This window comes from Flavobacterium frigoris PS1, assembly GCF_000252125.1.
In the GTDB taxonomy this organism is placed as follows: Bacteria; Bacteroidota; Bacteroidia; order Flavobacteriales; family Flavobacteriaceae; genus Flavobacterium; species Flavobacterium frigoris_A.
In genome coordinates, this window is the sequence record NZ_AHKF01000032.1 from 31,903 (window position 1) to 56,873 (window position 24,971).

Below are 24,971 nucleotides of genomic sequence, written 5' to 3' on the forward strand. Positions count from 1 at the left end.
AGCAGGAATAAGCTCCAAAAACCTACAGCAATAAAAAAGTAAAACATGAGATTAGAAGATTTCGATAACGATGAGGATAAAATAATCCAAGATCGATTAAAACAAAAAACTTGGAATGAGATTCGTACCAATGATAGCTGGGCTATTTTTAAAATTATGGCCGAGTTTGTAAACGGTTATGAAAATATGGGACGTATTGGTCCATGTGTGTCCATTTTTGGATCAGCAAGAACAAAACCAGAGGATAAGTATTATAAACTTGCCGAAAGTATTGCATTCAAAATCAGTAAAGCTGGTTACGGTGTGATTACTGGTGGTGGACCTGGAATAATGGAAGCAGGTAACAAAGGGGCACATTTGGGTGGTGGAACTTCTGTGGGATTAAATATTGTTTTACCCTTTGAACAGCACTTCAACCCTTATATTGATGGGGACAAAAACTTGAATTTTGATTATTTCTTTGTTCGAAAGGTAATGTTTGTAAAATATTCCCAAGGATTTGTAGTGATGCCTGGTGGTTTTGGCACCATGGATGAGTTGTTTGAGGCCATGACCTTAATCCAAACAAAAAAGATAGCGAGATTCCCGATTATATTGGTTGGAACCAGCTTTTGGTCAGGATTGATCGAATGGATAAAGACTGTTTTGATAGAAAAGGAACACACGGTAGGTCCAGACGATTTGAAATTAATAAAAATTGTCGACACCGAAGATGAAGTCGTAGATGTTTTGGATAATTTCTATAAAAAATACAATTTAAAACCAAATTTTTAAGTGTAAAGCCGTTTTTTAAAACGGCTTTTTTTTTGGTAATTTAACTTCGGTGTATGGTCTTTTTCCTCAAATAAATGTATATTGTGCAGTACTAAACCTGAAACAAGAATTGAAACGATTTTATAGACTTATAGTTTGTTTTCTGTTTTTATTGGCATCAATAAAGCAATATGCTCAACATCATTCCCAAATGTTCGTTGAAGTGAATTCTGATACTAATACATTAAATATTCAACAGGAAATTACTTTTTTTAACGAATCGGATGATTACTTGAGTTCAATCGTTTTGAATGATTGGAATAATGCCTATTCGAATGTTAATTCAGCATTGGCTAAAAGATTTTCTGATGAGTTTTATCGCGGATTCCATTTGGCAAAGGAAGAAGAACGCGGCAGCACTACTAATTTAACCATAATTGATGATAATAAATTATTTCTTAGTTCGGAAAGAACGGACAAAAATCCGGATATTATCACCATACAATTAAGGGATAAGCTAGCTCCCCATCAGAAAGTAAAATTACATCTTACTTATATTGTCAAGGTTCCTAGCGATAAGTTTACAAAATATGGCTATGATGCTATTGGCGGAATGAACCTAAAAACATGGTACCTCACTCCTGCCCGATATGAAAACCATGGTTTTATAAAATACAATAATGACAATCTCGATGATATTGCCAACGGCGCTTCTGATTTTGACATAGACTTAAAAATTTCAAAAGGTCTTGAAGTGACCTCTGATTTAAACAATGCGGGATCCCTAAAAAAAGGGGATTACAATATCTACACCTTATCAGGAAAGAAACGAACTAATTTCAGTCTTTTTATAGAACCGAAATCTAGTTTTTACCTTTTCAAAAATAAACCTCTTGAAGTGATTACCAATTTGAAAGAGCAGAAAATCAGCACTGCACAACAAGCGTTGGCCATTGATTGTATCGTCCATTTTGTTAATGATTTAATAGGACAATATCCGTTTGAAAAAATTGTCGTTTCCCAGGCCGATTACGATAGAAATCCTTTCTATGGCTTGAATCAACTACCCTCTTTTATTAGCCCTTTTTCGGATGAATTCACCTATGAAATTAAATTCTTAAAGACCTATTTAAATGCGTACCTAAAAAATAGCTTGCGATTAGACAACAGGAAAGACGCGTGGATTTATGATGGCATTCAAGTCTACGCCATGATGAAGTATATTGAGGAAAATTATCCAAACACTAAAATGTTGGGAAGCGCTTCCTCGTTCAAATTATTGAAAAGTTATAATTTAACAAACTTAGATTTCAACGAGCAATATAGCTATTTTTATATGCTAATGGCCCGAAAGAATTTAGATCAGCCGCTTGGAGCTCCCAAAAACACTCTCATAAAATTTAACGAACAAATTGCTAGTAAATATCGTGCAGGATTAAGCTTACGCTATTTAGACAACTATCTTGGTGAGAATATTGTATTAAAGAGTATGCGCGAGTTTTACTTAAAAAACAAACAAAATCAGCTTTCTGGAGAAAATTTTGAATCCGTATTAAGATCGAATACTAACAAGGATATCAGTTGGTTCTTTAATACCATTATAAATTCGAGAGACATCATCGATTTTAAATTTTCGCAGGTATCAAAAACGAAAGACAGCATTTCTTTTTCGCTCAAAAATAAGACAAACGTAGTAGTGCCCATTCCCATTTATGGAATCAAAAACGGCGCAATCGTATTTAAAAAATGGATCAATCCAACAGTTAAAGATAGTACCTTCACCTTGGAAAGAAAAGACGCTGACAAAATCATTTTAAATTATAAAAACGAAGTTCCCGAATACAACTTAAGAAACAACTGGAAATCCTTAAAAGGCTTTTTTCCGAACAACCGTCCTGTAAAATTTGTATTTATGAAGGACCTCGAGGATCCTTATTACAATCAGGTACTGTATGTTCCTACTCTAACTTATAATTTATATGATGGTTTGTCTCCGGGTTTAAGACTACATAATAAGACATTATTAGACAAACCTTTTATTTTTGAAGTTAATCCTTCGTATTCAACAAAAGCACAAACGTTCTCAGGTTCCGCAGCTTTTGTCGTTAATCAAAATCACAGAAATGCCTCTCTATATAACACGAAATATTCGCTTTCGGGTAATTATTTCCATTATGCCCCAGATGCGACCTATTTAAAAATTAACCCCATGGTTCAGTTTCGATTTCGTGAAAGTGACTTTAGAGATAATCGTAAACAGCTAATCCTTCTGCGTCAGGTTATAGTAAGTAGGGAAAAAAGCGAAATTATAACTGACAATATCTCTCAAAATTATTCGGTTTTCAATGCAAAATATTTCAATACAAATACTGAGATTACTGAGCATTTGAGCTTTATGGGGGATGTTCAATTCTCGGGGAAATTCGGAAAAATGGCAGCGGAAATTGAGTATCGAAAACTTTTTGAGAACAACCGTCAGATAAATTTACGTTTGTATGCAGGAAGTTTTTTATACAATAATACTAATTCTGATTTTTTCAGCTTCGCCTTAGACCGTCCTACCGACTATCTTTTTGACTACAGCTATTATGGGCGATCAGAAAGTAGTGGTTTCTTTAGCCAACAATTGATTGTGGCCGAGGGTGGTTTTAAATCGAAACTGGACAACCCATACGCCAACCAATGGATCACCACTTTAAATGGAAGTTACAATATTTGGAATTGGATAGAACTTTATGGAGATGCAGGTTTTATAAAAAGCAAACAGCAAAACACGCGATTTTTATATGACAGTGGTATCCGCTTAAATTTAGTTCCTGACTACTTTGAATTGTTCCTACCTGTATATTCCTCTAATGGCTGGGAAATAAGTCAGAAAAATTACAATGAAAAAGTACGGTTCGTTATTACCTTATCACCTAAAATATTAATCAATTTATTTAATCGAAAATGGTTTTAATAGCTGCTAATAGCGATTTTATATTGAATTATTTTTAAAATAATAACTATTTAATTACGAATACTTAAAAAATAAATATCTTTAACGGTGTTTAACTATCAATAATTAAATTATATTTATTTCAATGAATTATGATAATCGCTAGTTTTTAATTAAATTTGCACCACTAAGTTATACCTTTCAACTATGATAAAAGAAAAAAGCAATACTACATTAACATTCGAAGATTTTAAAACCGAAGTGTTGAACGACTACAAAATCGCTATAACAAGTAGGGAATGCAGTCTATTAGGACGTCGGGAAGTGTTGACCGGTAAGGCTAAATTTGGAATTTTCGGAGACGGAAAAGAGGTTCCTCAATTGGCCATGGCTAAATTTTTCAAAAACGGTGACTTTCGCTCCGGCTACTATCGCGATCAAACGTTTATGATGGCGATTGGTCAATTGACAGTGCAACAGTTTTTTGCCGGATTATACGGTAATACAAATATTGAACAAGAACCAATGTCTGCGGGTAGACAAATGGGCGGCCATTTTACTACTCACAGTTTGAATGAAGACGGTTCTTGGAAGGACTTAACAAAGCAAAAAAATTCTAGTGCCGACATTTCTCCTACAGCTGGACAAATGCCTAGATTACTTGGACTTGCACAAGCATCAAAGATATACAGACAAGTTTCTGGACTTACAGACAAATCTAAATTCTCCATCGACGGAAACGAAGTTGCATGGGGAACCATTGGTAATGCAAGTACTTCAGAAGGTTTGTTTTTTGAAACTATAAATGCGGCCGGCGTTTTACAAGTACCTCTTATAATAAGTGTATGGGATGACGATTATGGAATTTCAGTTCATGCAAGACATCAAACTACAAAAGAGAACATATCTGAAATTTTAAAGGGATACCAAAAGGAAAAAAACACTAATGGTTTCGAAATACTTAAAGTAAAAGGTTGGGATTATTCCGATTTGATAGCGACGTACGAAAAAGCGTCTGCTATTGCTCGTGAAAAACACATTCCTGTACTTATACACGTTGATGAACTGACACAACCGCAAGGGCATTCAAGTTCAGGTTCGCATGAAAGGTACAAAGACGCAGATCGTCTTGCATGGGAAAGGGATTACGACTGTATCAGACAGATGAGGCTTTGGATGATTGCAATCAACATTGCTTCTTCGGAAGAAATTGCTGAAATAGATGCAAATACGAAAAAAGAAGTCCTTGAAGGTAAAAAAGCAGCATGGAGCGAATTTATAGACCCCATTATAGCTAATAAAAAAGAGCTAGTTACTTTATTGGAAAAAGTAGCCAATTCAAGTAACAACAAGGATAAAATAAGTAAAATTGCTACTGCTTTAAACGGCATAAAGGATCCATTAAGAAAAGAAATCCTTGTCGCTGCACGTAAAACCTTACGTCTTGTCATAAATGAAAACGGTAAAGTCGAATTGTCAAACTGGATTAAATCTTACACTAATAATAGCCAAGAAAAATTTAGCAGCCATTTGTATTCGGATTCTGACAAGAATGTGTTTTCTGTAAATCAAGTATTACCTAAATATCCAGACAATGCAAAAGAAGATACAGATGGTAGAATGATCCTAAGGGATAATTTTGATGCTATTTTCACAAAATATCCTGAAGCACTAATTTTTGGTGAAGATTCAGGAAACATTGGTGATGTAAACCAAGGTTTAGAAGGAATGCAGGAAAAATATGGAGAACTACGTGTTGCCGATGTTGGTATTCGCGAAGCAACTATTATAGGACAAGGAATTGGAATGGCATTGAGAGGCTTACGCCCAATAGCTGAAATTCAATACTTGGATTATTTATTATATGCCATTCAAATTATCAGCGATGATTTAGCAACCTTACAATACAGAACGGCCGGAAAACAAAAAGCACCGCTAATTATACGTACGAGAGGACATCGCTTAGAAGGCATATGGCATTCTGGATCTCCTATGGGAATGATCATAAATGCCGTTAGAGGTATTCATGTATTAGTTCCAAGAAATATGACCAAAGCGGCAGGTTTTTACAATTCTCTGTTGGAATGTGACGAACCTGCATTAGTTATAGAATGTTTGAACGGTTACCGTTTAAAAGAGAAAATGCCTTTGAATTATGGTGAATTCAAAACCCCTATTGGAGTTGTGGAAACAATAAAAGAAGGAACAGATATCACTTTAGTTTCTTACGGATCTACTTTAAGATTGGTAGAACAAGCGGCAAAGGAACTACAAGAAATAGGTATTCAATGTGAAGTAATTGACATACAGTCTTTACTCCCTTTTGACATCAACCATGATCTTGTAAAAAGTATCGCTAAGACTAATCGTCTGTTAGTAATCGATGAAGATGTTCCTGGAGGAGCCTCTGCCTATATTTTACAACAAATCATTGAGCAACAGGATGGATACAACTATTTAGACAGCAAGCCACAAACTTTGACCGCCAAGGCGCATAGACCTTCTTATGGAACTGATGGTGATTATTTCTCAAAACCTTCTATCGAGGATATTTTTGAAAAAGTATACACCATGATGAACGAAGTTAATCCTTCGAAATACCCAAGTTTATATTAAAATATGTTCTTTTTATAAAATAAAATCCCAACCTTAACAACCTTGGGATTTTTTTTGCCTTAATAAAAACAGTATATTGTCACATCAAATAATTAGTCACAATCTAAATAAAAACAAAAATGAAAAAAATATCAATGTTCATAGGAATGCTTTCAATTTTAGCTATTGTTTCCTGTAAAAAGAAAGAAGAGGCTCCACAGCCAAGCGAAACAACAATTGAAGTGAATACTCCAGCTCCAGAAGTTGAAGAGAATGCTGACGGTACTTCAGTAAGTGTTGGGACTGAAGGTGTAGATGTTAGCACTAAAAATGGAGCAAACGAAACCAATATAAATGTTGGTGGAGGAGACGCGAAAGTTGAAGTTAAGAAATAATTAAACATTTATCTTAATTAAAAGTTATAAAGCCAACATAAGTTTTTTGTGTTGGCTTTATTTTTTTATTTTAGATGTGAACAAAAAAGAAACCCTTAATGACTAGTTTAGAAACACTCTTGAGAAATACACAAGACGTAAAAGTAATAGATAGCACGATTAATAATGAAGATTATGTTGCGCTTGACCTATCTCCTTCCAACCACGAATTATTGAATTTTGACATTAAATGCGCAGTGAGTTTTGAAAAATATATTGAAAATCACTTGGCCTTGAATAATGCTCAAATAGCTTTTGGAGGATACAATGAGAAAAGAAATCTTTATCAACGGAGCACTATTTTTAAGGATGAAGAAACGGACGAGCGAAATATGCACATTGGCTTAGATTTATGGATAAAAGCAGGAACTCCAGTATTGTCAGCCCTTGACGCAAAGGTTCACAGTTTCGATTTCAATGCAGGCTTTGGAGATTATGGGCCCACCATAATACTAGAACACCAGCTGGAAGACCAAACGTTTTATACATTATATGGCCATTTGTCCTTAAACAGTTTAGATGGTATCGAAATTGGAACCGTATTCAAAAAAGGAGAGCAATTTGCTACTTTGGGTGACGCTGCCGTCAATGGGGATTACTCACCTCATTTACATTTTCAAATCATAAAAAACATATCAGATAAGTTTGGTGATTATCCTGGTGTCTGCAGCAAAAAAGAACTGCCTTTTTATTTAGAAAATTGCCCCGATCCTAATCTATTATTAAAAATAACAGCATGAAAAAAACAATAATTATACTTAGTTTACTTATCCTTGTTGGATGTAAATCCAAAAAAGCGCAAGTAATACTACCTGAGGAACCTACAATAGAAAAATTCGCGCTTTCAGAAGTTGATTCTAATCTAAAGAACAAGGCATACGAATTGGGAAAAAGAATGCTGATGACCTGCAATACGTCAAAGTTCAAACCGTATGATGAAAGTGAAGCTACAGCATCCGTAATTAACAACATTACAGAAGAAAGGTTATCCAAAACCTGTGCGAAATACAGACAGCGTTATGGTACTTTTAAAGACCTTCAATTAGTAGAAATCTTTAAAAACAATATTGAAAGAACAACTATTTTTCGATATAAAGCTTTATATACTAAGAAAATAGCAAATAAAGAACTACGCGTATTCATGAATGAAGAGAATAAACTTTCTTCCTTAAAAACATTGGATTGGATTGATCTTTATGATAATCTAATCATTGAAAATTAGACCTTTTTTATGGGATAATTCACTCTCAAAATAGGTTTTCACATCTTCTAATTAAACTCACTTAAATTTAAAATCAAAATGATAAACATCCCTGCAGGCTCATCCTGAAGGGATGTTTATCATTTTAAGTTTACAAAGATCAACTACAGAACGCTATTTTTAGATAAAAAACGTTAATTGGCAGTCTTCTAAAACAGTAAATTATACAACTTTTATTTCCCATTGTGTAAGTCTTATTGTTGAAAATAGCGCAACTTTTACATAATTCTATTTAAAAAGAAATAATTTGAAATTATATATTAAATACATGGTCAGTAATCGCTGTAAAATGGCAGTGAAAGAAGAGTTGAAAAAACTCGGATTGCATTTTATTGTAGTCGATTTAGGGGAGGTAGATGTCATGGAGGTTATTTCTATGTCGCAACGTGAGCTCCTAAAAAAGGGACTTCTTGAAGCGGGTTTTGAATTAATGGATGATAAAAAATCCATGCTTATAGAAAAGATCAAAAATGTAATTATTGAAATGGTTCATCATTCTGATGAAGTAATCAAAGTTAATTTTTCTATTTATATAAGTGAAAAGCTAAATCACGATTACACATATCTGTCTAACTTATTTTCAGAAGTTCAAGGGACAACGATTGAGCGATTTATTATTTCCCACAAAACAGAACGCGTAAAGGAGTTGATTATATACGGAGAGCACAATATTACTGAAATCGCTTGGAAAATGGGTTACAGCAGTGTAGCGCATTTATCAAGTCAATTTAAAAAGGTTACCGGCCTCTCCCCTTCACATTTCAAAAACATGAAAGATAAAAGACGTTGTCCTATTGAAGAGATAGGAACCGAAAGCAATATCAACCGAAACAACGAGAATTAAAACTCTGAAGCGATCATGAAGTTACTCTCACAAAAAAAATTTCAACTTTACTATATTCTTGTTGCTGTTATATTGGCGGCTGTTTTGGCAATTTTTTATTACAATAATCTAAAAGTACAAGCAACCAGCGATTCTACGGAGCTTGCACAGGAAATATTGCGTAAAAATGATAACGTCCTTTTAGACATTCTTGATATAGAAACGGGTACAAGAGGGTATATCATATCGGACGACAACCTTTTCCTTGAAACTTTTAACAATGCAGTAAAAGCTTTGAATAGTAACTTAGCCGCTTTGTCAATGCTTACAAAGGATAATCCTAAACAGTCTGAGCAGATAGCCTCTTTGAAAATAAAAACAGCTGAAAAACTAATTCTGATTAGAAAATTGCTAGATGACCGAAACACAAACTTATTAAACGAGGATGAAAAAATAGAGATTCTTAACCACGGAAAAGTTGTCACTGACGAAATAAAGGATATAATTTCAGATGTCAATTATGATGAATATAACTCTCTTAAACAGAGAAAAATAGAAAATGAAAACAGCAGTAGAAATGCAGAAATACTCTTTTTCTTACTCTTAATTTTGATATTTGTAATATTTACCTTAGTCGTAATTATAGTAAAAAATTTAAAAGTTAGAAATGATGAGTTGGAAGCCTTTACTACTTCCCAAAAGTTACTTTCCAATTATTCACTTAGTCTGATTGAAGCGAGCAAAGATCCATTGGTTACCATAAACATAAATGGCCAGATTACCGGGATGAATGAGGCAACAGTTACAATAACCGGCGTAGATCGTAAAAAACTGATTGGTTCCTCTTTCCTGGAATATTTCACGGAGCCACATATGGCCCAAGAAGTTTATCAGGAGGTGTTCGCAAAAGGATTCGTGTCTGATTCGCCTCTTACGATCCGCCACAAAGATGGAAAATTAACTGATGTTTTATTTAACGGATCAATTTACAAAGATGATAAGGGTAATGTATTGGGTATTGTAATTGTGGCCCGTGATATTGCTGAACAGAAATGGGCAATGGATTTACGAATTGCTAACAGAGAGCTTGCTTTCCAAAATAATGAGAAAGAAAAAAGAGCAGCCGAATTAGTCATTGCAAACCACGAACTTGCTTTCCAAAATACGGTTAAAGAAAAACGTGCTGCCGAGTTAATAATAGCCAATGAAGAACTCCTTTTTCAACACGATGAAAAAGAGAAACGGGCAGCTGAACTATACCTAGCCAATGAAGAACTTATGTTTCAAACTGGAGAAAAAGAGAAAAGAGCGGCTGAATTAGCTATTGCAGGCATCGAACTTGATTTTCAGAACAAAGAGAGAGAGAAACGTGAAATTGTAAATAAAGAGCTCAAATCACTTGGTGACTCCGCAAAATTAGCTTCGCAATACTCCTTGAGTTTAATAGAGGCCAGTCGTGATCCTTTGGTGACAATTAGTACAGAAGGTAAAATTACCGACATGAATGAGGCTACAGTAAAAATCACGGGATTAGAAAGAGACAAACTTCTAAACTCTGATTTTTTCACCTATTTTACTGATCCGCAAATGGCTCGAGAAGTTTATCAAGAAGTTTTTGCCAAAGGATCTGTATCGGATTCTCCTCTAACCCTTAGACACAAGGACGGTAAATTAACAGATGTTTTATTTAATGGGTCCGTTTATAAAGATGAACATGGAAATGTTCTTGGTGTAGTGGTTGTAGCCAGAGATATTACAGATCAAAAAGTAATTGAAACAGAACTGATTGAAGCAAAAGTTTTTGCTGAATTGGCAACCGGCATTGCAGAAGAGGAAAAAAGGAATGCAGAATATGCTGCCTTAATTGCCGAAAATGCAGTTAAAGCAAAACAGCAATTTTTGTCAAATATGAGCCATGAAATACGGACTCCTATGAATGCCATTATCGGATTTACAAAAGTGGTGTTAAAGACAGACTTGTCTGAGAAACAAAAAGAATATTTGAGTGCCATAAAAATGAGTGGTGATGCACTAATTGTACTAATTAACGATATTCTTGATTTAGCAAAAGTAGATGCGGGAAAGATGACTTTTGAAAAAATACCTTTTAAACTAAAATCTTCGATTTCATCGATGCTTCATCTGTTTGAAACAAAAATTCAAGAGAAAAATTTAAAATTAATAACAGAATATGACCCTAATATTCCTCCAATAATAATAGGAGATCCAGTTCGATTACACCAGATTATTTTAAATTTAGTCAGTAATGCCGTGAAATTCACCTCTAAAGGAAAAATCACCGTAGCTGTTCGTCTTGTTCAAGAAGACGCTGAAAATGCCATCATAGAATTTGCTGTTACTGATACCGGTATTGGAATTCCAGAAGAAAAGTTACTGACAATATTTGACAATTTTCAACAAGCTTCCAGCGGAACGTCAAGGATTTATGGAGGAACTGGATTAGGCCTTGCAATTGTAAAACAATTAGTGGAACCTCAAGGCGGTGCAATAGATGTTATTAGTGAAGTTGGAGTGGGAACTACTTTTAGTTTTAGACTTAAATTTGAAAAAACTGACCTAGAGGCAGAATTAGATACAGAAATCCTCGAATTAGACTCTGAAGTTAAAAACATAAAAGTATTAGTTGTTGAAGATATTGCATTGAACCAGCTATTAATGAAAACGCTTTTGGATGATTTTGGATTTGAACGAGACATCGCAGAAAACGGAAAAATAGCCATCGAAAAACTAAAAAACAAAGAGTACGATGTCATTTTGATGGATTTACAAATGCCGGTAATGAATGGTTTTGAATCTACAGAATATATTAGAAAAACATTAAATTCGCAAATACCTATTATTGCTTTAACAGCTGATGTAACAACAGTAGATTTGGCAAAATGTAAGGCTGTTGGAATGAACGATTATATTGCAAAACCTGTTGATGAACGATTATTGTATAGTAAAATAATAAATATTGTTAGAAAGACTTCAATCCTAAAATCTGATCAACTTAAAAGAAAAGATATGCAGAAAAAACAAAAATGTATAGACTTGGAATATTTGACCGTGCGAACGAAATCAAATCCAAAATTAATGATGGAAATGATAGCTGCATATTTGCAACAAACACCTCCGTTAATAAATGCAATGAGACAAAGTTTGCAGAACAAAGATTGGGCATTACTAAAATCATCTGTTCATAAGATGATTCCATCCTTTTCAATAATGGGGTTGAGTCCAGAATTTGAAGATATGGCTAAAAAAGTACAAGACTCTGCTACAGCCCATGAAAACATGGACGAAATAAATAATTTAGTTTTACAGCTAGAAAACATCTGTAATCAAGCCTGTACAGAATTAGAAATAGAATTTAATAATATCAAAAATATAAACTAATGAAAAGCGATAGCAAAACAACAATATTTTTAGTAGATGATGATGCCGTTTTTTTAAAATCATTAGAAATAGAGTTTATACATAACACAGAATATATTGTTGAAACATTTGCAACTGGCGAACTCTGTTTAGCCAAAGTAGCAAAAATAAAACCTGATGTAATTATTCTTGATTATCAACTGGATGGAATAGATAAAGAAGCGATGAATGGAATACAAACTTTAGATAAAATAAAGGAATTCGATCCTGAAATCCCAGTAATAATGTTGTCTTCACAAGACAAAATTGAAGTAGCCGTCAGCTGTATGCACCACAAAGCTTTTGATTATGTCGTAAAAAGCGAGACTGCTTTTTTAAGACTGCAAAAAAACATTGCGGCATTTTTCCATTTCGAAAAAATAGAAAAAGAATTAAACTGGTATATGACCCGAATGTAAGCTTCTGCCTATTTTAACACTGAGAAAGCAAATTATAAAAAGAGCGATTTTCATCATTAGATGAAAATCGCTCTTTTTTATTGAACAAAAAACACTATTAACAGTAAGAAGTGTCAATGTCATAACTTTAAAAGACAATAGAGCAATAATTTAGCCATTAAACGCCTCAACTTTGAAATGTGATAAATAAATCACAATACAAATAAAAAATTATGAAGATATTAAAAAGAATTCCGGTCTTAGCAGTGCTTTTGGTCGGCTTAATGACGAATTGTAGCAATGATTCGGATTCAAGCTCTCTATCAGTTGCAAATTCAACTTATGAGACGACCGCCTTAAATTCACAAAAGTCTTCAACTGACCAACCCAATTCAGGCTCGAAAAGCGGCCAAACCTTGGATCTAGTAAATCTTGGTGTTGCAGCTAACTTTGCTATACTTTCAAAAACAGGAATAACCGATGTGTATAAATCGGCAATTACAGGTGATGTTGGTGCAAGTCCAATTACAGGAGCCGCTATTCTTTTAAAATGTGATGAAGTAACTGGTACCATATTTTCAGTTGATGCTGCAGGACCTGCTTGCAAAATAACTGATGCTTCACGTCTAACTACAGCTGTAGGTGACATGCAAATTGCTTATGATAATGCTGCAGGACGACTAAACCCAGACTTTTTAAATTTAGGGGCTGGAACTATCGGTGGAAAAACTCTTACACCAGGTTTATATAAATGGACAAGTACATTAAACATCCCTACAGATATCACCATTTCAGGTAGCTCAACTGATGTTTGGATTTTCCAAGTTGCAGGAAACCTGAATATGAGTTCTGCAGTTAGAATAACTTTAGCCGGAGGTGCACAAGCCAAAAATATTTTCTGGCAAACAGCTGGTGCAGTTACGCTAGGATCAACTAGCCATTTTGAAGGAAATATATTAAGTCAAACTGGTATAAATATGAAAACAGCCGCTTCAATAAACGGAAGAATGATGGCACAAACAGCAGTTACACTACAAATGAATACCGTTACCATACCACAATAAATCTAGAACTCGTTTTAGAAACGTAAAAAACGCTGCAAGTCATATAGCTTGCAGCGTTTTTTTATGGTAAAAACGAATAGTAACATTCGTAAATGTGGGAATCATGAAAGCTTTTCCTAAAACAATATAAAACAAACTCGGACTAAGTCCTCTATCTTTGATAGCATAAGCACAGACCTATTGATAATGAGTGAATTATTGACAGATTCAGCTTTCTCTTTTATAAATTAAAATTAAACACTATGGCTATTCAAACAACAAACCCAGCAACAAATAAAGTAGTAAAATCATTTGATGAAATGACTGATCAGCAAGTACAAGAAGCTATTGCTGTTTCTGACAAAACTTTTAATGAATGGAAAAATACCAGTTATGAACAACGTGCAGCCCTACTTCATAATGTTGCAAAATTAATGCGTGATAGAAAAAGTGAACTTTCTAAATTAATTACATTGGAAATGGGTAAAATAATTTCCCAATCAGAAAGCGAAATTGATTTAAGTGCCAATATCCTTGACTATTATGCCGATAATGGGGCTGAATTTTTAGCGGATAAAAAGCTAAGTCCCGAATCAGGGGAAGCCTTTATTAGGAATAGTCCGATAGGCGTTTTATTTGGTGTGATGCCCTGGAATTTTCCTTTTTACCAAGTAGTTCGTTTTGCAGCCCCTAATATTATGGTAGGAAATACAATTCTTTTAAAACATGCGTCAATAGTACCGCAATGTGCTATAGCTATAGAAAAAATATTTATAGAGGCTGGTGCAGCAGAAGGACTTTACACTAACCTAATGATTTCTGGCAAAAGAAGTTCCGCTTTGATCAGTGATACAAGAATCAAAGGCGTGTCATTAACTGGAAGTGAAGCCGCTGGTGCAAGCGTAGCAGAATCAGCAGGTAAAAACTTAAAAAAATCAGTCCTTGAATTAGGCGGTAGTGATGCTTTTATAGTTTTGGAAGATGCAGATATTGATAATGCGGTCGAGATGGCTATTGTGGGTCGAATGAATAATAACGGAGAAAGTTGTGTTGCATCGAAACGATTTATTGCAGTAGCTGCAATTGCCGATGAATTTCTAGAAAAATTCACTAAAAAAATAGCATCTCTTAAAGTTGGTGACCCAATGGATCCAGAGACCCAAGTTGGTCCTCTAAGTAGTGAAGACGCTTTGCTAAATATTTTGGACCAAGTTAAAAGATTTGAAAAAGCGGGGGCAAAAGTTTTAGTTGGCGGAAAAAGAGCTGCTGCTATTGGTGCTTACATGCAACCTACGCTTTTGACGAACCTAAAGAGAGGTGAACCTACTTTTTACGAGGAGTTATTTGGCCCAGTAGCATCGTTTTATAAAGTAAAAGACGAGCAAGAGGCTATCGACCTAGCTAATGATTCCCCGTTTGGACTAGGAGGTTCTATTTACACTAAAGACATAAAAAAAGCGATCGAAATGGCAGATCAAATAGATACAGGAATGGTCTTTATTAATCAGCCTACTTCTACTAGTCCCGATTTACCTTTTGGAGGAACAAAGCGCTCTGGATACGGACGCGAACTATCTGAACTAGGTATAACTGAGTTTGTTAATAAAAAGTTGATTAGAGTTACTTAAATCCTAAAAAAGTAGTGTTCCGCTAAACAAATAGCATTGATTTTTCTTTTAAGGAGTAACACATATTAAATTGTAATTATAAAAGTATTATCATTTTATTACTTGTAATCCAATACGTAAATGATGTAACTTTTTACATAAATAATGTAAAACTTACTGACAACAAGTTCTTTAATTTTACACAGTGATAATCAATTGACTAAATATTTGCGAATAGCTCGCTTAAATAATTGTCAAATTATCCCAACCCATGCTTACAAATCAATTTTAGTAGAGATCAGCATGGCAAAAAATTAACGATCAAATTAACAATTCAAAAAATCGAATTATGAATCTTAAAAGAATCTTTGGTGCATTACTTACCGCCCTTGGTGTTGGTGCTCTTATTTATGCTGCCGTAGTTTTTACAAATACATCAGGAAGCAATCAAGATATTAAATCTCTAATTATTTACGGAATCCTTGGATTGATATTCTTTAGTTCGGGAATAAGCTTAGTACGTACAACAAAAGATGAATCCTAACTCAAGTCCACTTTTGTTTCACTTTTTTTGACTCAAAATAAAATTGAATTTCTTATAAAAAAAATCAATCTAAAATAACATTAAAAATTATTATATGAACACAAAAACTGTAGGAATAGTAACAATAATTATTGGAGCAATCATGATTTTTTATACAGGCTTCAATTATGTAACAACCGAAAAAATAGTCGACATAGGCCCTATAGAAATAAATAAAGAGAAATCTAATCCTGTACAATGGTCCCCAATAGTTGGTGTAATATTAGTCATTGGAGGTGTAGTACTTGTAACGCAAAGTAAAAAAAATTAGACCAGGGTTGAAAACTACTTTACGCATTTTAAATTAAAATTGGCAGAAAAGCTTTCTTTAAAACAAGTATTATATTTCTGTCTAATCAATAATTAATATTAAATAAACAAAGATTATGAAACCACAAATAGGAATTACAGAAAACAATTTGAAAAATAGTGTCAAATTACTTTCAACCGTTTTAGCTGATGAAATGACTTTGTATGTTAAAACAAGAAAATTCCACTGGAATGTAAGCGGAGAAAGTTTTATGGAAATTCATAAATTATTTGAAAATCATTACAAACAGCTGGAAGTAAGTATCGATGAAGTTGCAGAACGCATCAATAAATTGGGAGGAAAGACCATTGGTACCATGTCTGAATTTTCAGGATTGACAAACCTAAAAGAGTCTCCAAACATGTATCCTGCACAAAAAGAAATGTTGAAAGAATTACTAGATGATCATGAAACAGTTATCGTCGAACTACGTAAGGACATAGACACTAGTGAAAAGCAAAACATGGATATAGGTACTGCTGATTTCCTTACAGCTTTACTAGCACAGCATGAAACAATAGCTTGGATCTTAAGAAGGTACTTAAGCTAAATATCCAATTCTAATGGATCATCGTGAAGGTCTTTAAATGAAGGGAATCCGCTCTTATAGCCATCTCCTTTTTAGGCCAAAACAATAAATTTTAAATAAGCAGTTTAATCAAATGAAAAAAGAAATGTCAATTTCAAAAAAAATATACTTAGGGTTATTGGTAGTCGTGGTAGCAATGGCATTTACTTCCTGCTCTAAGAAAATAGCTTTTAAAACATCAACTATTGTTCCTGCCGCCCGTGGGGATGTCAAAATAAAAAAAGACGAAAATAAGAATTATTTGATTCAAATTGAATTGGAAAACTTAGCTGAAGTAAGCCGCTTGGATCCCCAAAAAAAGGCTTACGTGGTTTGGATGGAAAGTGAGGATTCGATGGTAAAAAACATAGGTCAAATAAAAAGTGATTCAAAATTCTTATCATCAAAACTTAAAGCTTCGTTCGAGACAGTAACTCCGGTAAAGCCATCAAAAATATACATTACCGCGGAAGATAACGCTGACGTTCAATTCCCTAGTAAACAATTGATCATAGAAACAAAAGGATTTTAATTCCTTTTCCCCTTACTCGAAAGGTAAATAAATTGCAATTAAATACTGATGATTTACAAAAATAACGAGTTTATCCCAATTATAATTAAAGGGGTATTACTTCTAAAAATTGGTTGGTTTGGTTTGGTTAAGGGCTGTTGTAAAAGACGGCCCTTTTATATTTTATAAAGACAGTCTTTGCAAGATTTAAAAAATATAAAAATTGTACCTCATCATTAATCAAACATCTTCACTCCTTTAAAATACTTTTGTTTACAGTTTCGATTTTAAATAAAATAATACAAAACAGCCCGAAAATGCAATTTAAAACCAAAGATATCGGTAAACTATTAAAAATGACCTTTAATGGATGGAACGATAAAGATCCCTTCAGACAAAGTGCTGTTATCGCATATTATGCTATTTTCAGCATCCCTGGGCTATTGGTCCTAGTGATTTCAATTGCAGGCTATTTCTTTGGAAACGAAAGTGTCAATCAAAATATCTTGAAACAAATTTCAAATACGATGGGGTCAGAAACGGCTATTCAAATCAGTGAAATATTAATTAAATCCACTCAATCAAAGTCTAGTTTTTGGGGCTCATTTATGGGGATTATAATCCTATTAGTAGGATCGACGGCCGTATTTGTGGAGTTGCAAAAAACCCTGAACCTCATCTGGCATGTAAAGGTCATCCCTAAAAAAGGGATTCTCACAATCCTTAAAGCAAGACTCTTTTCTTTTGGTCTAATATTAGCAATAGCTTTTTTACTGATGGTTTCTCTCGTGGTCTCTGCAGGGCTATCAAGTTTGGGTAGCTGGATGAGAACCTATACTCACGACTACATGATATCATTATTTTATGTATTACATTTTATCATTTCATTAGCGGTTATATCAATTCTTTTTGCACTAATGTTCAAAATATTGCCAGACGCTAAAATCAAATGGAAACATGTATGGCTAGGGTCAATTGTAACGGGGATTTTATTCACTATTGGTCAAACCGTTTTAGCCTATTATTTTAGTACTGCGAACCCTGCCTCTGTTTATGGCGTAGCAGGCTCGGTCATTTTAATTTTATTATGGGTATCGTATTCTTCTATGATTCTCTTTTTTGGCGCTGAATTTACGGCTACCTATGCCAAAGTCTATTCAGGAGATATTCCTCCAACAGAAATTGCGAAAGTTGATAACTCTAAAAAATAAGATTGGAGTCTATTAAGGGAATTGCGCAATACACTGTGCGCTAACAATACTTTAGACCGGAGATATTCATGCGTTTTTACTTGTTATTCTTATTTAAATTAAGGCTAACAAGTAATTCTGCATTATCCAAACTAAAAGACTTTTAAACTTTACAAAAACACCTACCTAGGTACCTAATATGTAAATTATGTAATATTCTTATAAAGTTATATAACAAAATTTCACTTTAAAATATTGAATTTTAATACTTTATAAATCGCATCATTCAAGTGATACATATATATCCGTTTATTTAAAAATATAGATACCATGAAAACAGTAAAAAAACTAGGAATATGGATGGATCATTCCATTGCGTACTTGATGGAGTTCACAAACAGTCCTTTTGAAATAAAAACGATTGAATCAAAATTTTCAATTGATGAAAAACAGTTGAAATCATCCAAAATTTCAGCCCTATTGATTAACAAGGAAAAACGTGTTTTATATGACTACTATAATAAAATTGGGGAAGCAATAAAAAGCTATAAGCAAATAGTGCTTTTTGGCCCTTCAGATGCAAAAATGGAATTCTTTGATGTTTTAAGTGAAGATGAAAGATTCATGAAAATAAAATTTGAAATTAAGGAAACTGATAAAATGAGTATGCATCAGCAACACGATTTCATCTTGGAATACTTCGGAAAAAAATGATAGCTAATTTGGTTTAAAAAAGCGAGTTACTAATTGATCTAAAGCATGATTTTAAAAAACAGAATCATTAAAGTGATTGGTCATTACTGCATTCTAAAAGAGTGAAAAATATAAATTCAGTCAAAAGTTATTCAACATTAATACTATTGATAGTAACAATATTTATCTTTTATATTATCCCGATTACTAAACTTTAAAAATTAAATAAAATGAATACCGAAATGACAATTAGCATATTGAATTCTTTTATTATAATTAATGATGCTAGAATCGAAAGATATAAAACTGCTTCAACAGACGCCGAAGAATCGTTTTTAAAAAAAACCTTTATAAATTTTCAAAAAACAAGTCAGGCCTGCAAAAGTCAACTCACCGCGGAAATCATAAAATTAGGAGGCACCCCCGTAATAGAAAAAAATCATGAAAGTTTTCTTGATATGATTTGGTTAAAGATATCAAAAATACTTATTTCTAAAGATTCGCAAGATATTATCTACTCCTGTAACCGAAATGACAATATCATCATACAAACCTATTATGAGGCGATATACAATAATCCGGAATATCTTACCAACAAACAAAAGGCTATGCTAAATGACCAATATTACTTAATAAATGAGGATCGTGCGATGATGAAATCATTAAAAAAACAGTCTACTACCTATTGAAACAATTCCAACGTTACTTTTTTTGTAGCAAAGGAAAACATTTAAAATTTGAAATATTTTTTTTTATGAATTTGCAGTTTTTCATAATTATATTGAAAATAAGTGAATTACACAAATTTCCTTAGAAGTTATGTAATAAATTTAATTGTTAATGTGATGACCTTTGTAGTAGTACAAAACAGCAATAACGATACAATGACAAGGAGAGAACTACATCAGGCTTGGGGAACACAAAAGGAAAAATTAAAACTAAAATTCGCGGCTTTAACAGATACTGATTTGTTGTATCCAGAAGGAATGGAAACTGAAATGATTTCTAAGCTTGCGCTAAAACTTGGTAAAACGAAAGAAGAAGTATATCAAATAATTAAAGCTATATAACTAAGTTGATTTTCTAAATGGTAATCTAATAACTACCTAAAAAACAATCTCCCTTAGATATTTTTACGAAGATAGAACTACTGAAAATAGAATTAGGTATTATAGAACATATTGATTTAAAAACCCTCTAAATAACTCAATTAATCCACTTTTTAATTTTTGTCCATAAGTAATAAAGTTTTGATAAAATCATCTTCTTATAACTGTAAATATTACAACATTTATCGAAATTTCTATAACACTTTGCCTCTCATTGTTATAGATATTTGTAGTAGAAAAAAAATCGTCAAAAAACATTAACATTTTAGAAATTCAAAAAAGAATGTCCACTGTTTGATCATTTTTTTTTTAAGACATAAAAAATAATACTAATCAAAAACAATAGAAATCATGAGCAATCTTCTTTACACAGTAGCAGTAATTTTAATCATTTTTTGGGCAATTGGATTCTTCGCATTTAGTGTTGGAGGAATCATACATATTTTATTAATTATAGCAGTTATAGCTGTAATATTAAGACTTATCCAAGGAAGAAGATTATAAAAACAGAAATTAAATAGAATAAAAACAACAACAATTATGAAAACAGATAAAGTAATATTAGGAGTTTTAGGTGGTCTAGCCGCCGGTACAATACTAGGAATATTGTTTGCACCAGATAAAGGTGAAAAAACTAGAAAAAAAATTAAAAACAAAGGAATCGATTACGCTGACGAGTTAAAGTATCAGTACGGAGAAACAGCAAACAGTCTTTCCAAAAAATATGACTCTATTAAACAAGAGGGTAAATCTCTTTTGAAAGAAGGAAAATCGAAATTTGAGAATCTTAAATCCGAAGGACAAAACTTCCTTGCAGAAGAAAAGTCGAAATTTGAAAAAGCAAAAAATGAAGTTGAAAAGTTAGACATCTAAACGTTTATAAACTTTACAATAAATAAATTATGGATAACAAAGCAACAGCAATAGAAACGCTCTTTGAAAAAGCAGAAGATTACACTAGAACAACCGTAGAGTTAGCAAAGCTAAACGCCATTGATAAGTCAGCTGATGTTCTCTCCTCTCTTTTTTCAAGAATCACTGTTCTTATTGTTGTTGCTATGTTTGTCCTGCTATTCAATATTGGACTTTCCATATGGATTGGCGAACTTCTCGGAAAAACCTATTATGGTTATTTTGCTACCGCCAGCTTTTACTTATTATTGGCCTTCTTAATAAATGGTTTCAAGAGTCAATGGCTTAAAATACCAGTTAGCAATTTAATCATTTCCAAACTGTTAAAAAAAAGATAGTATGAAAAAAGTAAATGTAACAGACACTTTAAATGAATCTATCGCTTTATTAGAAAATAGACAAAAGCAGGAATTAAGGATTCTCAAAGAGCAATTTGAATTGACTTATGATAGCTTAAAGCCTTTAAATATTATCAAAGGCGCCTTTAAAGAAATAGCAACAACATCAGACTTAAAGGGAAATATCATTAATAATGTTATAGGTATCTCAACAGGTTACATTACTAAGAAACTTTTACTGGGTTCAAGTCATAATCCAGTAAGAAGAGTACTAGGGACAGTACTACAGTTTGTAATTACAAATGTAGTCTCAAAGCATGCTGATCCCTTAAAAAACTAAGGAATTACTGCAATAGAATAGCATAGAGCTATTCTTCTGATTATTTTAATAAATATCATATCGAGTATCTTAGCTTAGAAATATTGGAATTATCAAGATTCAAAAATCATCTCTAACAGCTACTATTTAATTAAAATTTTGAATAATGCGTTATGGTAACTCCAAAGAAAAATAATCTAATTTATTCCAATAAAAGCCTTTCTTTTCAAAATAAAGAGAAAGAAAAACAGCTAGTACACTTAAACAGTATCCATATAGAACTGGAGAGTAAAACCCAAGAAATAGCAAAACTTAAAGCTGAGTTGGTGATTGCAAATCTGGAACCCAATATTCAAAACGGTGAAAAGAAAAAACGAGCAGCTGAACTAATTATTGCCAACAAAGAACTGGCATTCCAAAATAATGAAAAAGAGAAAAGAGCTGCTGAACTAATTATTGCCAACAAAGAACTGGCGTTCCAAAATAATGAAAAAGAGAAAAGAGCTGCTGAACTAATTATTGCGAACGAAGAGCTCGCGTTCCAAAATGATGAAAAAGGGAAAAGAGCAATCGAACTAATTATTGCCAACAAAGAGCTTGCGTTTCAAAATCATGAAAAGGAGAAAAGAGCGACGGAACTAATTATTGCCAATACTGAACTTGAATTTCAAAACAATGAAAAAGAGAAAAGGGCGGCTGAATTAATGTTGACAAACATAGGACTTAAGAATGCAGAAGAATCTCAAAGGGAATATATTAGAGGATTAGAAAAAATTACGTTCATGACTTCACATCAAGTTAGACAACCAATTGCTAATATTCTAGGTTTATCACTAATCCTTGATTTACATAATGATTCAAAAGAAGAAATTCAAAAATCTATAGATTGTATCAAACAGTCTGCATTATCCCTAGATATTTTGACTAGAGAATTAAATGCACATGTTTTATACCTGCAGAAAAAAGTAAAAATATAAAAATACATCTAACAGATTATTTGTAGTTTCTAAATTCTAGTAAAACAGAAATGTAAGTCGAATTGGTCTATAAAAAGATTTCCTCCTAAAACAAATACAATTGTTTTAGGAGGAAATCTTTTTTATACTCTTACTTAATTAACCATCACTCCTTAATAATTATAAGATTTAACTTATATATTAACTCTCCTTTTTTTAAAATGGCAGTATTTAAAATAATATACAAACACAAATAATATATCGTAAATACCTGATAAACAATTACTTAATTTATAAAAAAAGCAGAGCATAAGTAAATTATAAAACAATGAATGTTAATAGTATAACATCATATAGGCCTTAACAATGAACCTTTGTTCACTGAACGATAAATCCCCAAAATTAAATAAAAATGAAAACAAGAAAATTACTATTAACCGTCGCAGTATTATTTATTGCTTTATTTTATGGTTGCGAAAATGATGATTTTCAAGAAATAGATGGTGTTTGTCCGCTTGTGACAATTACCAGTCCTATTAATGGAGCTACAAATGTTCCTCTTGATCAATTAATTATTGTAAGTTTTAATGAAGAAATGAATCCTGAAACAATAAATCAGTCTTCCTTTACTTTAAATGGAACTTCTCAAGTAGCAGGTGTGGTCACATACAGCGGAACTACAGCAACCTTTACCCCTTCTGCTTTACTTTCTTCTAACACAACTTATACTGCTAGAATAACGAGAACAGTAAAAGATCTTACAGGTAACGCTTTACAAACCGAAACTATTTGGACTTTTAGCACTGGTTTAACAATTACTCCAATGGTATCATCAACTGATCCTGAAAACAAAACTAATAACGTGGTTTTAAACAAATTAGTAAGTGTTAACTTCAACATGCCAATGAAGGCTTCAACAATTAACACAACTAACTATACTTTAAAACAAGGAACTACTGCTGTTTCTGGAACTGTATCATATAGTGGAACTACTGCTACCTTTACTCCTGCAGTACCTTTATCTCCTAATACTCTTTATACAGCTACTGTTTCTAAAGCAGCAACAAATTTAGACGATACTGCATTAATCGGTGACTATGTATGGGAATTTACAACAGGTGCCTTGGTTGCCCCTAATGTAACTTCTACAGATCCAATCAACGGTACAACAGGAGTTAGTCTTACGAAAACGATTAGCGCTAACTTTAGTATCATTATGGATCCGTTAACGATTAATGCAACAAATTTTACCTTAAAACAAGGTACAACAACTATTGCAGGAACTGTAACTTATTCAGGTACTAAAGCCTCTTTTAATCCAACAAATGCTTTATTAGAAGGTAAAGTTTATACAGCCACAATTACAACTGCTGCTAAAAATCTTGCGGGAGTTGCTTTAGCAAATGATTATGTATGGAACTTCACGACATTAGTCGTTAATGCTCCTGCTCCAACTGCAGGTTTATTCTTCGGAATATTTGGTGGAAACGCCGGAATAACGAATCAAGGTCTGACTACCAGAATTAATGGCGGAGGTATCGGAACAACAGCTGCTTCTACATTAGTAACTGGATTCACGGATGTTTTAGCTTCACCATTTGAGGTTTATACAGTTACAACACTTAATAACGGACTTGTAGCTGGTGGAATCTTTGCTGCTGCGCCAGCGCCAGGAAACGCCACAAAAGCACAAAAAGCACTTGAAGGATTGAATGAAGCAAGAGCTCTTTATAATAGTATTTCTCCCGCTTCAATGCCAGGAGGAAGTGATCAAGGCTCTGGCGAGCTTGGTGGATTAACTTTAGCCCCAGGTGTTTATAAATCAGCAAGTGGTAGCTATAAAATCACAAATGGAGATCTTACATTAGATGCCCAAGGAGACGCAAATGCAAAATGGTATTTTCAAGCAGCATCTTCATTAACAGTAGGAAATTCAGCGCCAAAAAGTGTTAAACTGATAGGTGGAGCCCAAGCTAAAAACGTATACTGGTATGTAGGAAGTGCAGCAGAGATTAACTATGCCGGTGGTGGTGTAATGGTAGGAACCATTATCGCAAATGATGGCGTGACATTGTCATCTCCAGGGAATAGCACAACACTAGTTGGTCAAGAAACTGTATTAAATGGAAGAGCAATTTCACTTGTAGCATCGGTAACTATGGTAAATACAATCATCAATATACCCGCTAACTAATTAATAGTCATTCTTTTAA

General features: G+C 33.2%; 25 protein-coding genes. All 25 read left to right on the forward strand.

The window, feature by feature from the left end; translation table 11 throughout:
* Window positions 1-45 precede the first annotated feature (45 nt).
* Window positions 46-774 (forward strand): TIGR00730 family Rossman fold protein, encoded by a 729-nt coding sequence (locus HJ01_RS16425; protein ID WP_007139632.1) that lies wholly within the window; start codon window positions 46-48, stop codon window positions 772-774.
* A gap of 190 nt (window positions 775-964) precedes the next feature.
* Entirely contained in the window at window positions 965-3,712 is a 2,748-nt protein-coding gene (locus tag HJ01_RS16430) for a hypothetical protein (protein ID WP_007139633.1), read from the forward strand.
* 186 nt (window positions 3,713-3,898) lie between these two features.
* The gene (locus HJ01_RS16435; RefSeq protein ID WP_007139634.1) at window positions 3,899-6,307 is read left to right on the forward strand and encodes a thiamine pyrophosphate-dependent enzyme; all 2,409 of its coding nucleotides are present in this window, start codon (window positions 3,899-3,901) and stop codon (window positions 6,305-6,307) included.
* Window positions 6,308-6,426: 119 nt separating this feature from the next.
* Complete coding sequence (locus HJ01_RS16440; protein WP_007139635.1) at window positions 6,427-6,681, forward strand: hypothetical protein; 255 nt, start codon at window positions 6,427-6,429, stop codon at window positions 6,679-6,681.
* Window positions 6,682-6,779: 98 nt separating this feature from the next.
* A complete protein-coding gene (locus HJ01_RS16445; RefSeq protein ID WP_007139636.1) occupies window positions 6,780-7,460 on the forward strand; it encodes a peptidoglycan DD-metalloendopeptidase family protein in 681 nt (226 codons plus the stop codon).
* Window positions 7,457-7,942 carry a hypothetical protein gene (locus tag HJ01_RS16450; RefSeq protein ID WP_007139637.1) on the forward strand — a complete coding sequence of 162 codons (486 nt, stop codon included), beginning with the start codon at window positions 7,457-7,459 and terminating at the stop codon, window positions 7,940-7,942. Before HJ01_RS16445 ends, HJ01_RS16450 begins: the two co-directional genes overlap by 4 nt.
* A gap of 307 nt (window positions 7,943-8,249) precedes the next feature.
* Complete coding sequence (locus HJ01_RS16455) at window positions 8,250-8,825, forward strand: helix-turn-helix domain-containing protein (RefSeq protein WP_007139638.1); 576 nt, start codon at window positions 8,250-8,252, stop codon at window positions 8,823-8,825.
* Window positions 8,826-8,840: 15 nt separating this feature from the next.
* Window positions 8,841-12,203: a PAS domain S-box protein gene (locus HJ01_RS16460; protein ID WP_007139639.1), complete on the forward strand. Its 3,363-nt coding sequence runs from the start codon at window positions 8,841-8,843 to the stop codon at window positions 12,201-12,203.
* Window positions 12,203-12,640 carry a response regulator gene (locus tag HJ01_RS16465; protein ID WP_007139640.1) on the forward strand — a complete coding sequence of 146 codons (438 nt, stop codon included), beginning with the start codon at window positions 12,203-12,205 and terminating at the stop codon, window positions 12,638-12,640. The genes HJ01_RS16460 and HJ01_RS16465 overlap by 1 nt, the downstream gene beginning before the upstream one ends.
* A gap of 212 nt (window positions 12,641-12,852) precedes the next feature.
* Window positions 12,853-13,683 carry an ice-binding protein gene (locus tag HJ01_RS16470; protein ID WP_007139641.1) on the forward strand — a complete coding sequence of 277 codons (831 nt, stop codon included), beginning with the start codon at window positions 12,853-12,855 and terminating at the stop codon, window positions 13,681-13,683.
* A gap of 242 nt (window positions 13,684-13,925) precedes the next feature.
* A complete protein-coding gene (locus HJ01_RS16475) occupies window positions 13,926-15,290 on the forward strand; it encodes an NAD-dependent succinate-semialdehyde dehydrogenase (protein WP_007139642.1) in 1,365 nt (454 codons plus the stop codon).
* A 328-nt stretch (window positions 15,291-15,618) separates the two neighbouring features.
* The gene (locus HJ01_RS16480) at window positions 15,619-15,813 is read left to right on the forward strand and encodes a hypothetical protein (RefSeq protein WP_007139643.1); all 195 of its coding nucleotides are present in this window, start codon (window positions 15,619-15,621) and stop codon (window positions 15,811-15,813) included.
* A gap of 94 nt (window positions 15,814-15,907) precedes the next feature.
* The gene (locus tag HJ01_RS16485; protein WP_007139644.1) at window positions 15,908-16,123 is read left to right on the forward strand and encodes a hypothetical protein; all 216 of its coding nucleotides are present in this window, start codon (window positions 15,908-15,910) and stop codon (window positions 16,121-16,123) included.
* A gap of 115 nt (window positions 16,124-16,238) precedes the next feature.
* A complete protein-coding gene (locus HJ01_RS16490) occupies window positions 16,239-16,712 on the forward strand; it encodes a Dps family protein (RefSeq protein ID WP_007139645.1) in 474 nt (157 codons plus the stop codon).
* 124 nt (window positions 16,713-16,836) lie between these two features.
* Window positions 16,837-17,262, forward strand: a complete 426-nt coding sequence (locus HJ01_RS16495) for a hypothetical protein (protein WP_238531104.1) — start codon at window positions 16,837-16,839, stop codon at window positions 17,260-17,262.
* Window positions 17,263-17,558: 296 nt separating this feature from the next.
* On the forward strand, window positions 17,559-18,452 hold the full coding sequence (locus tag HJ01_RS16500) for a YihY/virulence factor BrkB family protein (RefSeq protein WP_040474090.1): 894 nt from the start codon (window positions 17,559-17,561) through the stop codon (window positions 18,450-18,452).
* A gap of 309 nt (window positions 18,453-18,761) precedes the next feature.
* Window positions 18,762-19,145 carry a hypothetical protein gene (locus HJ01_RS16505; RefSeq protein ID WP_007139648.1) on the forward strand — a complete coding sequence of 128 codons (384 nt, stop codon included), beginning with the start codon at window positions 18,762-18,764 and terminating at the stop codon, window positions 19,143-19,145.
* A 209-nt stretch (window positions 19,146-19,354) separates the two neighbouring features.
* Entirely contained in the window at window positions 19,355-19,813 is a 459-nt protein-coding gene (locus HJ01_RS16510) for a DUF2383 domain-containing protein (RefSeq protein WP_007139649.1), read from the forward strand.
* A 102-nt stretch (window positions 19,814-19,915) separates the two neighbouring features.
* The gene (locus tag HJ01_RS16515; RefSeq protein WP_316928999.1) at window positions 19,916-20,194 is read left to right on the forward strand and encodes a hypothetical protein; all 279 of its coding nucleotides are present in this window, start codon (window positions 19,916-19,918) and stop codon (window positions 20,192-20,194) included.
* 390 nt (window positions 20,195-20,584) lie between these two features.
* Entirely contained in the window at window positions 20,585-20,737 is a 153-nt protein-coding gene (locus tag HJ01_RS17570) for a lmo0937 family membrane protein (protein ID WP_007139651.1), read from the forward strand.
* 36 nt (window positions 20,738-20,773) lie between these two features.
* Window positions 20,774-21,106 carry a YtxH domain-containing protein gene (locus HJ01_RS16520; protein ID WP_007139652.1) on the forward strand — a complete coding sequence of 111 codons (333 nt, stop codon included), beginning with the start codon at window positions 20,774-20,776 and terminating at the stop codon, window positions 21,104-21,106.
* Window positions 21,107-21,135: 29 nt separating this feature from the next.
* Window positions 21,136-21,483 carry a hypothetical protein gene (locus tag HJ01_RS16525; protein ID WP_007139653.1) on the forward strand — a complete coding sequence of 116 codons (348 nt, stop codon included), beginning with the start codon at window positions 21,136-21,138 and terminating at the stop codon, window positions 21,481-21,483.
* A 1-nt stretch (window position 21,484) separates the two neighbouring features.
* Entirely contained in the window at window positions 21,485-21,823 is a 339-nt protein-coding gene (locus HJ01_RS16530; protein WP_007139654.1) for a hypothetical protein, read from the forward strand.
* A 152-nt stretch (window positions 21,824-21,975) separates the two neighbouring features.
* Entirely contained in the window at window positions 21,976-22,779 is an 804-nt protein-coding gene (locus tag HJ01_RS17940; RefSeq protein ID WP_007139655.1) for a hypothetical protein, read from the forward strand.
* 391 nt (window positions 22,780-23,170) lie between these two features.
* Window positions 23,171-24,952, forward strand: a complete 1,782-nt coding sequence (locus tag HJ01_RS16540; RefSeq protein WP_007139656.1) for an Ig-like domain-containing protein — start codon at window positions 23,171-23,173, stop codon at window positions 24,950-24,952.
* Window positions 24,953-24,971: the final 19 nt, after the last annotated feature.

Bases quoted from the DNA above. Each gene is read 5' to 3' on its own strand.
- HJ01_RS16460 (WP_007139639.1), top strand. From the start codon at position 8,841: ATGAAGTTACTCTCACAAAAAAAATTTCAACTTTACTATATTCTTGTT.
- HJ01_RS16465 (WP_007139640.1), top strand. From the start codon at position 12,203: ATGAAAAGCGATAGCAAAACAACAATATTTTTAGTAGATGATGATGCC.
- HJ01_RS16485 (WP_007139644.1), top strand. From the start codon at position 15,908: ATGAACACAAAAACTGTAGGAATAGTAACAATAATTATTGGAGCAATC.
- HJ01_RS16425 (WP_007139632.1), top strand. From the start codon at position 46: ATGAGATTAGAAGATTTCGATAACGATGAGGATAAAATAATCCAAGAT.
- HJ01_RS16440 (WP_007139635.1), top strand. From the start codon at position 6,427: ATGAAAAAAATATCAATGTTCATAGGAATGCTTTCAATTTTAGCTATT.
- HJ01_RS16470 (WP_007139641.1), top strand. From the start codon at position 12,853: ATGAAGATATTAAAAAGAATTCCGGTCTTAGCAGTGCTTTTGGTCGGC.
- HJ01_RS16495 (WP_238531104.1), top strand. From the start codon at position 16,837: ATGTCAATTTCAAAAAAAATATACTTAGGGTTATTGGTAGTCGTGGTA.
- HJ01_RS17570 (WP_007139651.1), top strand. From the start codon at position 20,585: ATGAGCAATCTTCTTTACACAGTAGCAGTAATTTTAATCATTTTTTGG.
- HJ01_RS16435 (WP_007139634.1), top strand. From the start codon at position 3,899: ATGATAAAAGAAAAAAGCAATACTACATTAACATTCGAAGATTTTAAA.
- HJ01_RS16505 (WP_007139648.1), top strand. From the start codon at position 18,762: ATGAAAACAGTAAAAAAACTAGGAATATGGATGGATCATTCCATTGCG.
- HJ01_RS16445 (WP_007139636.1), top strand. From the start codon at position 6,780: ATGACTAGTTTAGAAACACTCTTGAGAAATACACAAGACGTAAAAGTA.
- HJ01_RS16500 (WP_040474090.1), top strand. From the start codon at position 17,559: ATGCAATTTAAAACCAAAGATATCGGTAAACTATTAAAAATGACCTTT.
- HJ01_RS16480 (WP_007139643.1), top strand. From the start codon at position 15,619: ATGAATCTTAAAAGAATCTTTGGTGCATTACTTACCGCCCTTGGTGTT.
- HJ01_RS16510 (WP_007139649.1), top strand. From the start codon at position 19,355: ATGAATACCGAAATGACAATTAGCATATTGAATTCTTTTATTATAATT.
- HJ01_RS16450 (WP_007139637.1), top strand. From the start codon at position 7,457: ATGAAAAAAACAATAATTATACTTAGTTTACTTATCCTTGTTGGATGT.
- HJ01_RS16520 (WP_007139652.1), top strand. From the start codon at position 20,774: ATGAAAACAGATAAAGTAATATTAGGAGTTTTAGGTGGTCTAGCCGCC.
- HJ01_RS16475 (WP_007139642.1), top strand. From the start codon at position 13,926: ATGGCTATTCAAACAACAAACCCAGCAACAAATAAAGTAGTAAAATCA.
- HJ01_RS16525 (WP_007139653.1), top strand. From the start codon at position 21,136: ATGGATAACAAAGCAACAGCAATAGAAACGCTCTTTGAAAAAGCAGAA.
- HJ01_RS17940 (WP_007139655.1), top strand. From the start codon at position 21,976: ATGGTAACTCCAAAGAAAAATAATCTAATTTATTCCAATAAAAGCCTT.
- HJ01_RS16540 (WP_007139656.1), top strand. From the start codon at position 23,171: ATGAAAACAAGAAAATTACTATTAACCGTCGCAGTATTATTTATTGCT.
- HJ01_RS16455 (WP_007139638.1), top strand. From the start codon at position 8,250: ATGGTCAGTAATCGCTGTAAAATGGCAGTGAAAGAAGAGTTGAAAAAA.
- HJ01_RS16490 (WP_007139645.1), top strand. From the start codon at position 16,239: ATGAAACCACAAATAGGAATTACAGAAAACAATTTGAAAAATAGTGTC.
- HJ01_RS16430 (WP_007139633.1), top strand. From the start codon at position 965: ATGTTCGTTGAAGTGAATTCTGATACTAATACATTAAATATTCAACAG.
- HJ01_RS16530 (WP_007139654.1), top strand. From the start codon at position 21,485: ATGAAAAAAGTAAATGTAACAGACACTTTAAATGAATCTATCGCTTTA.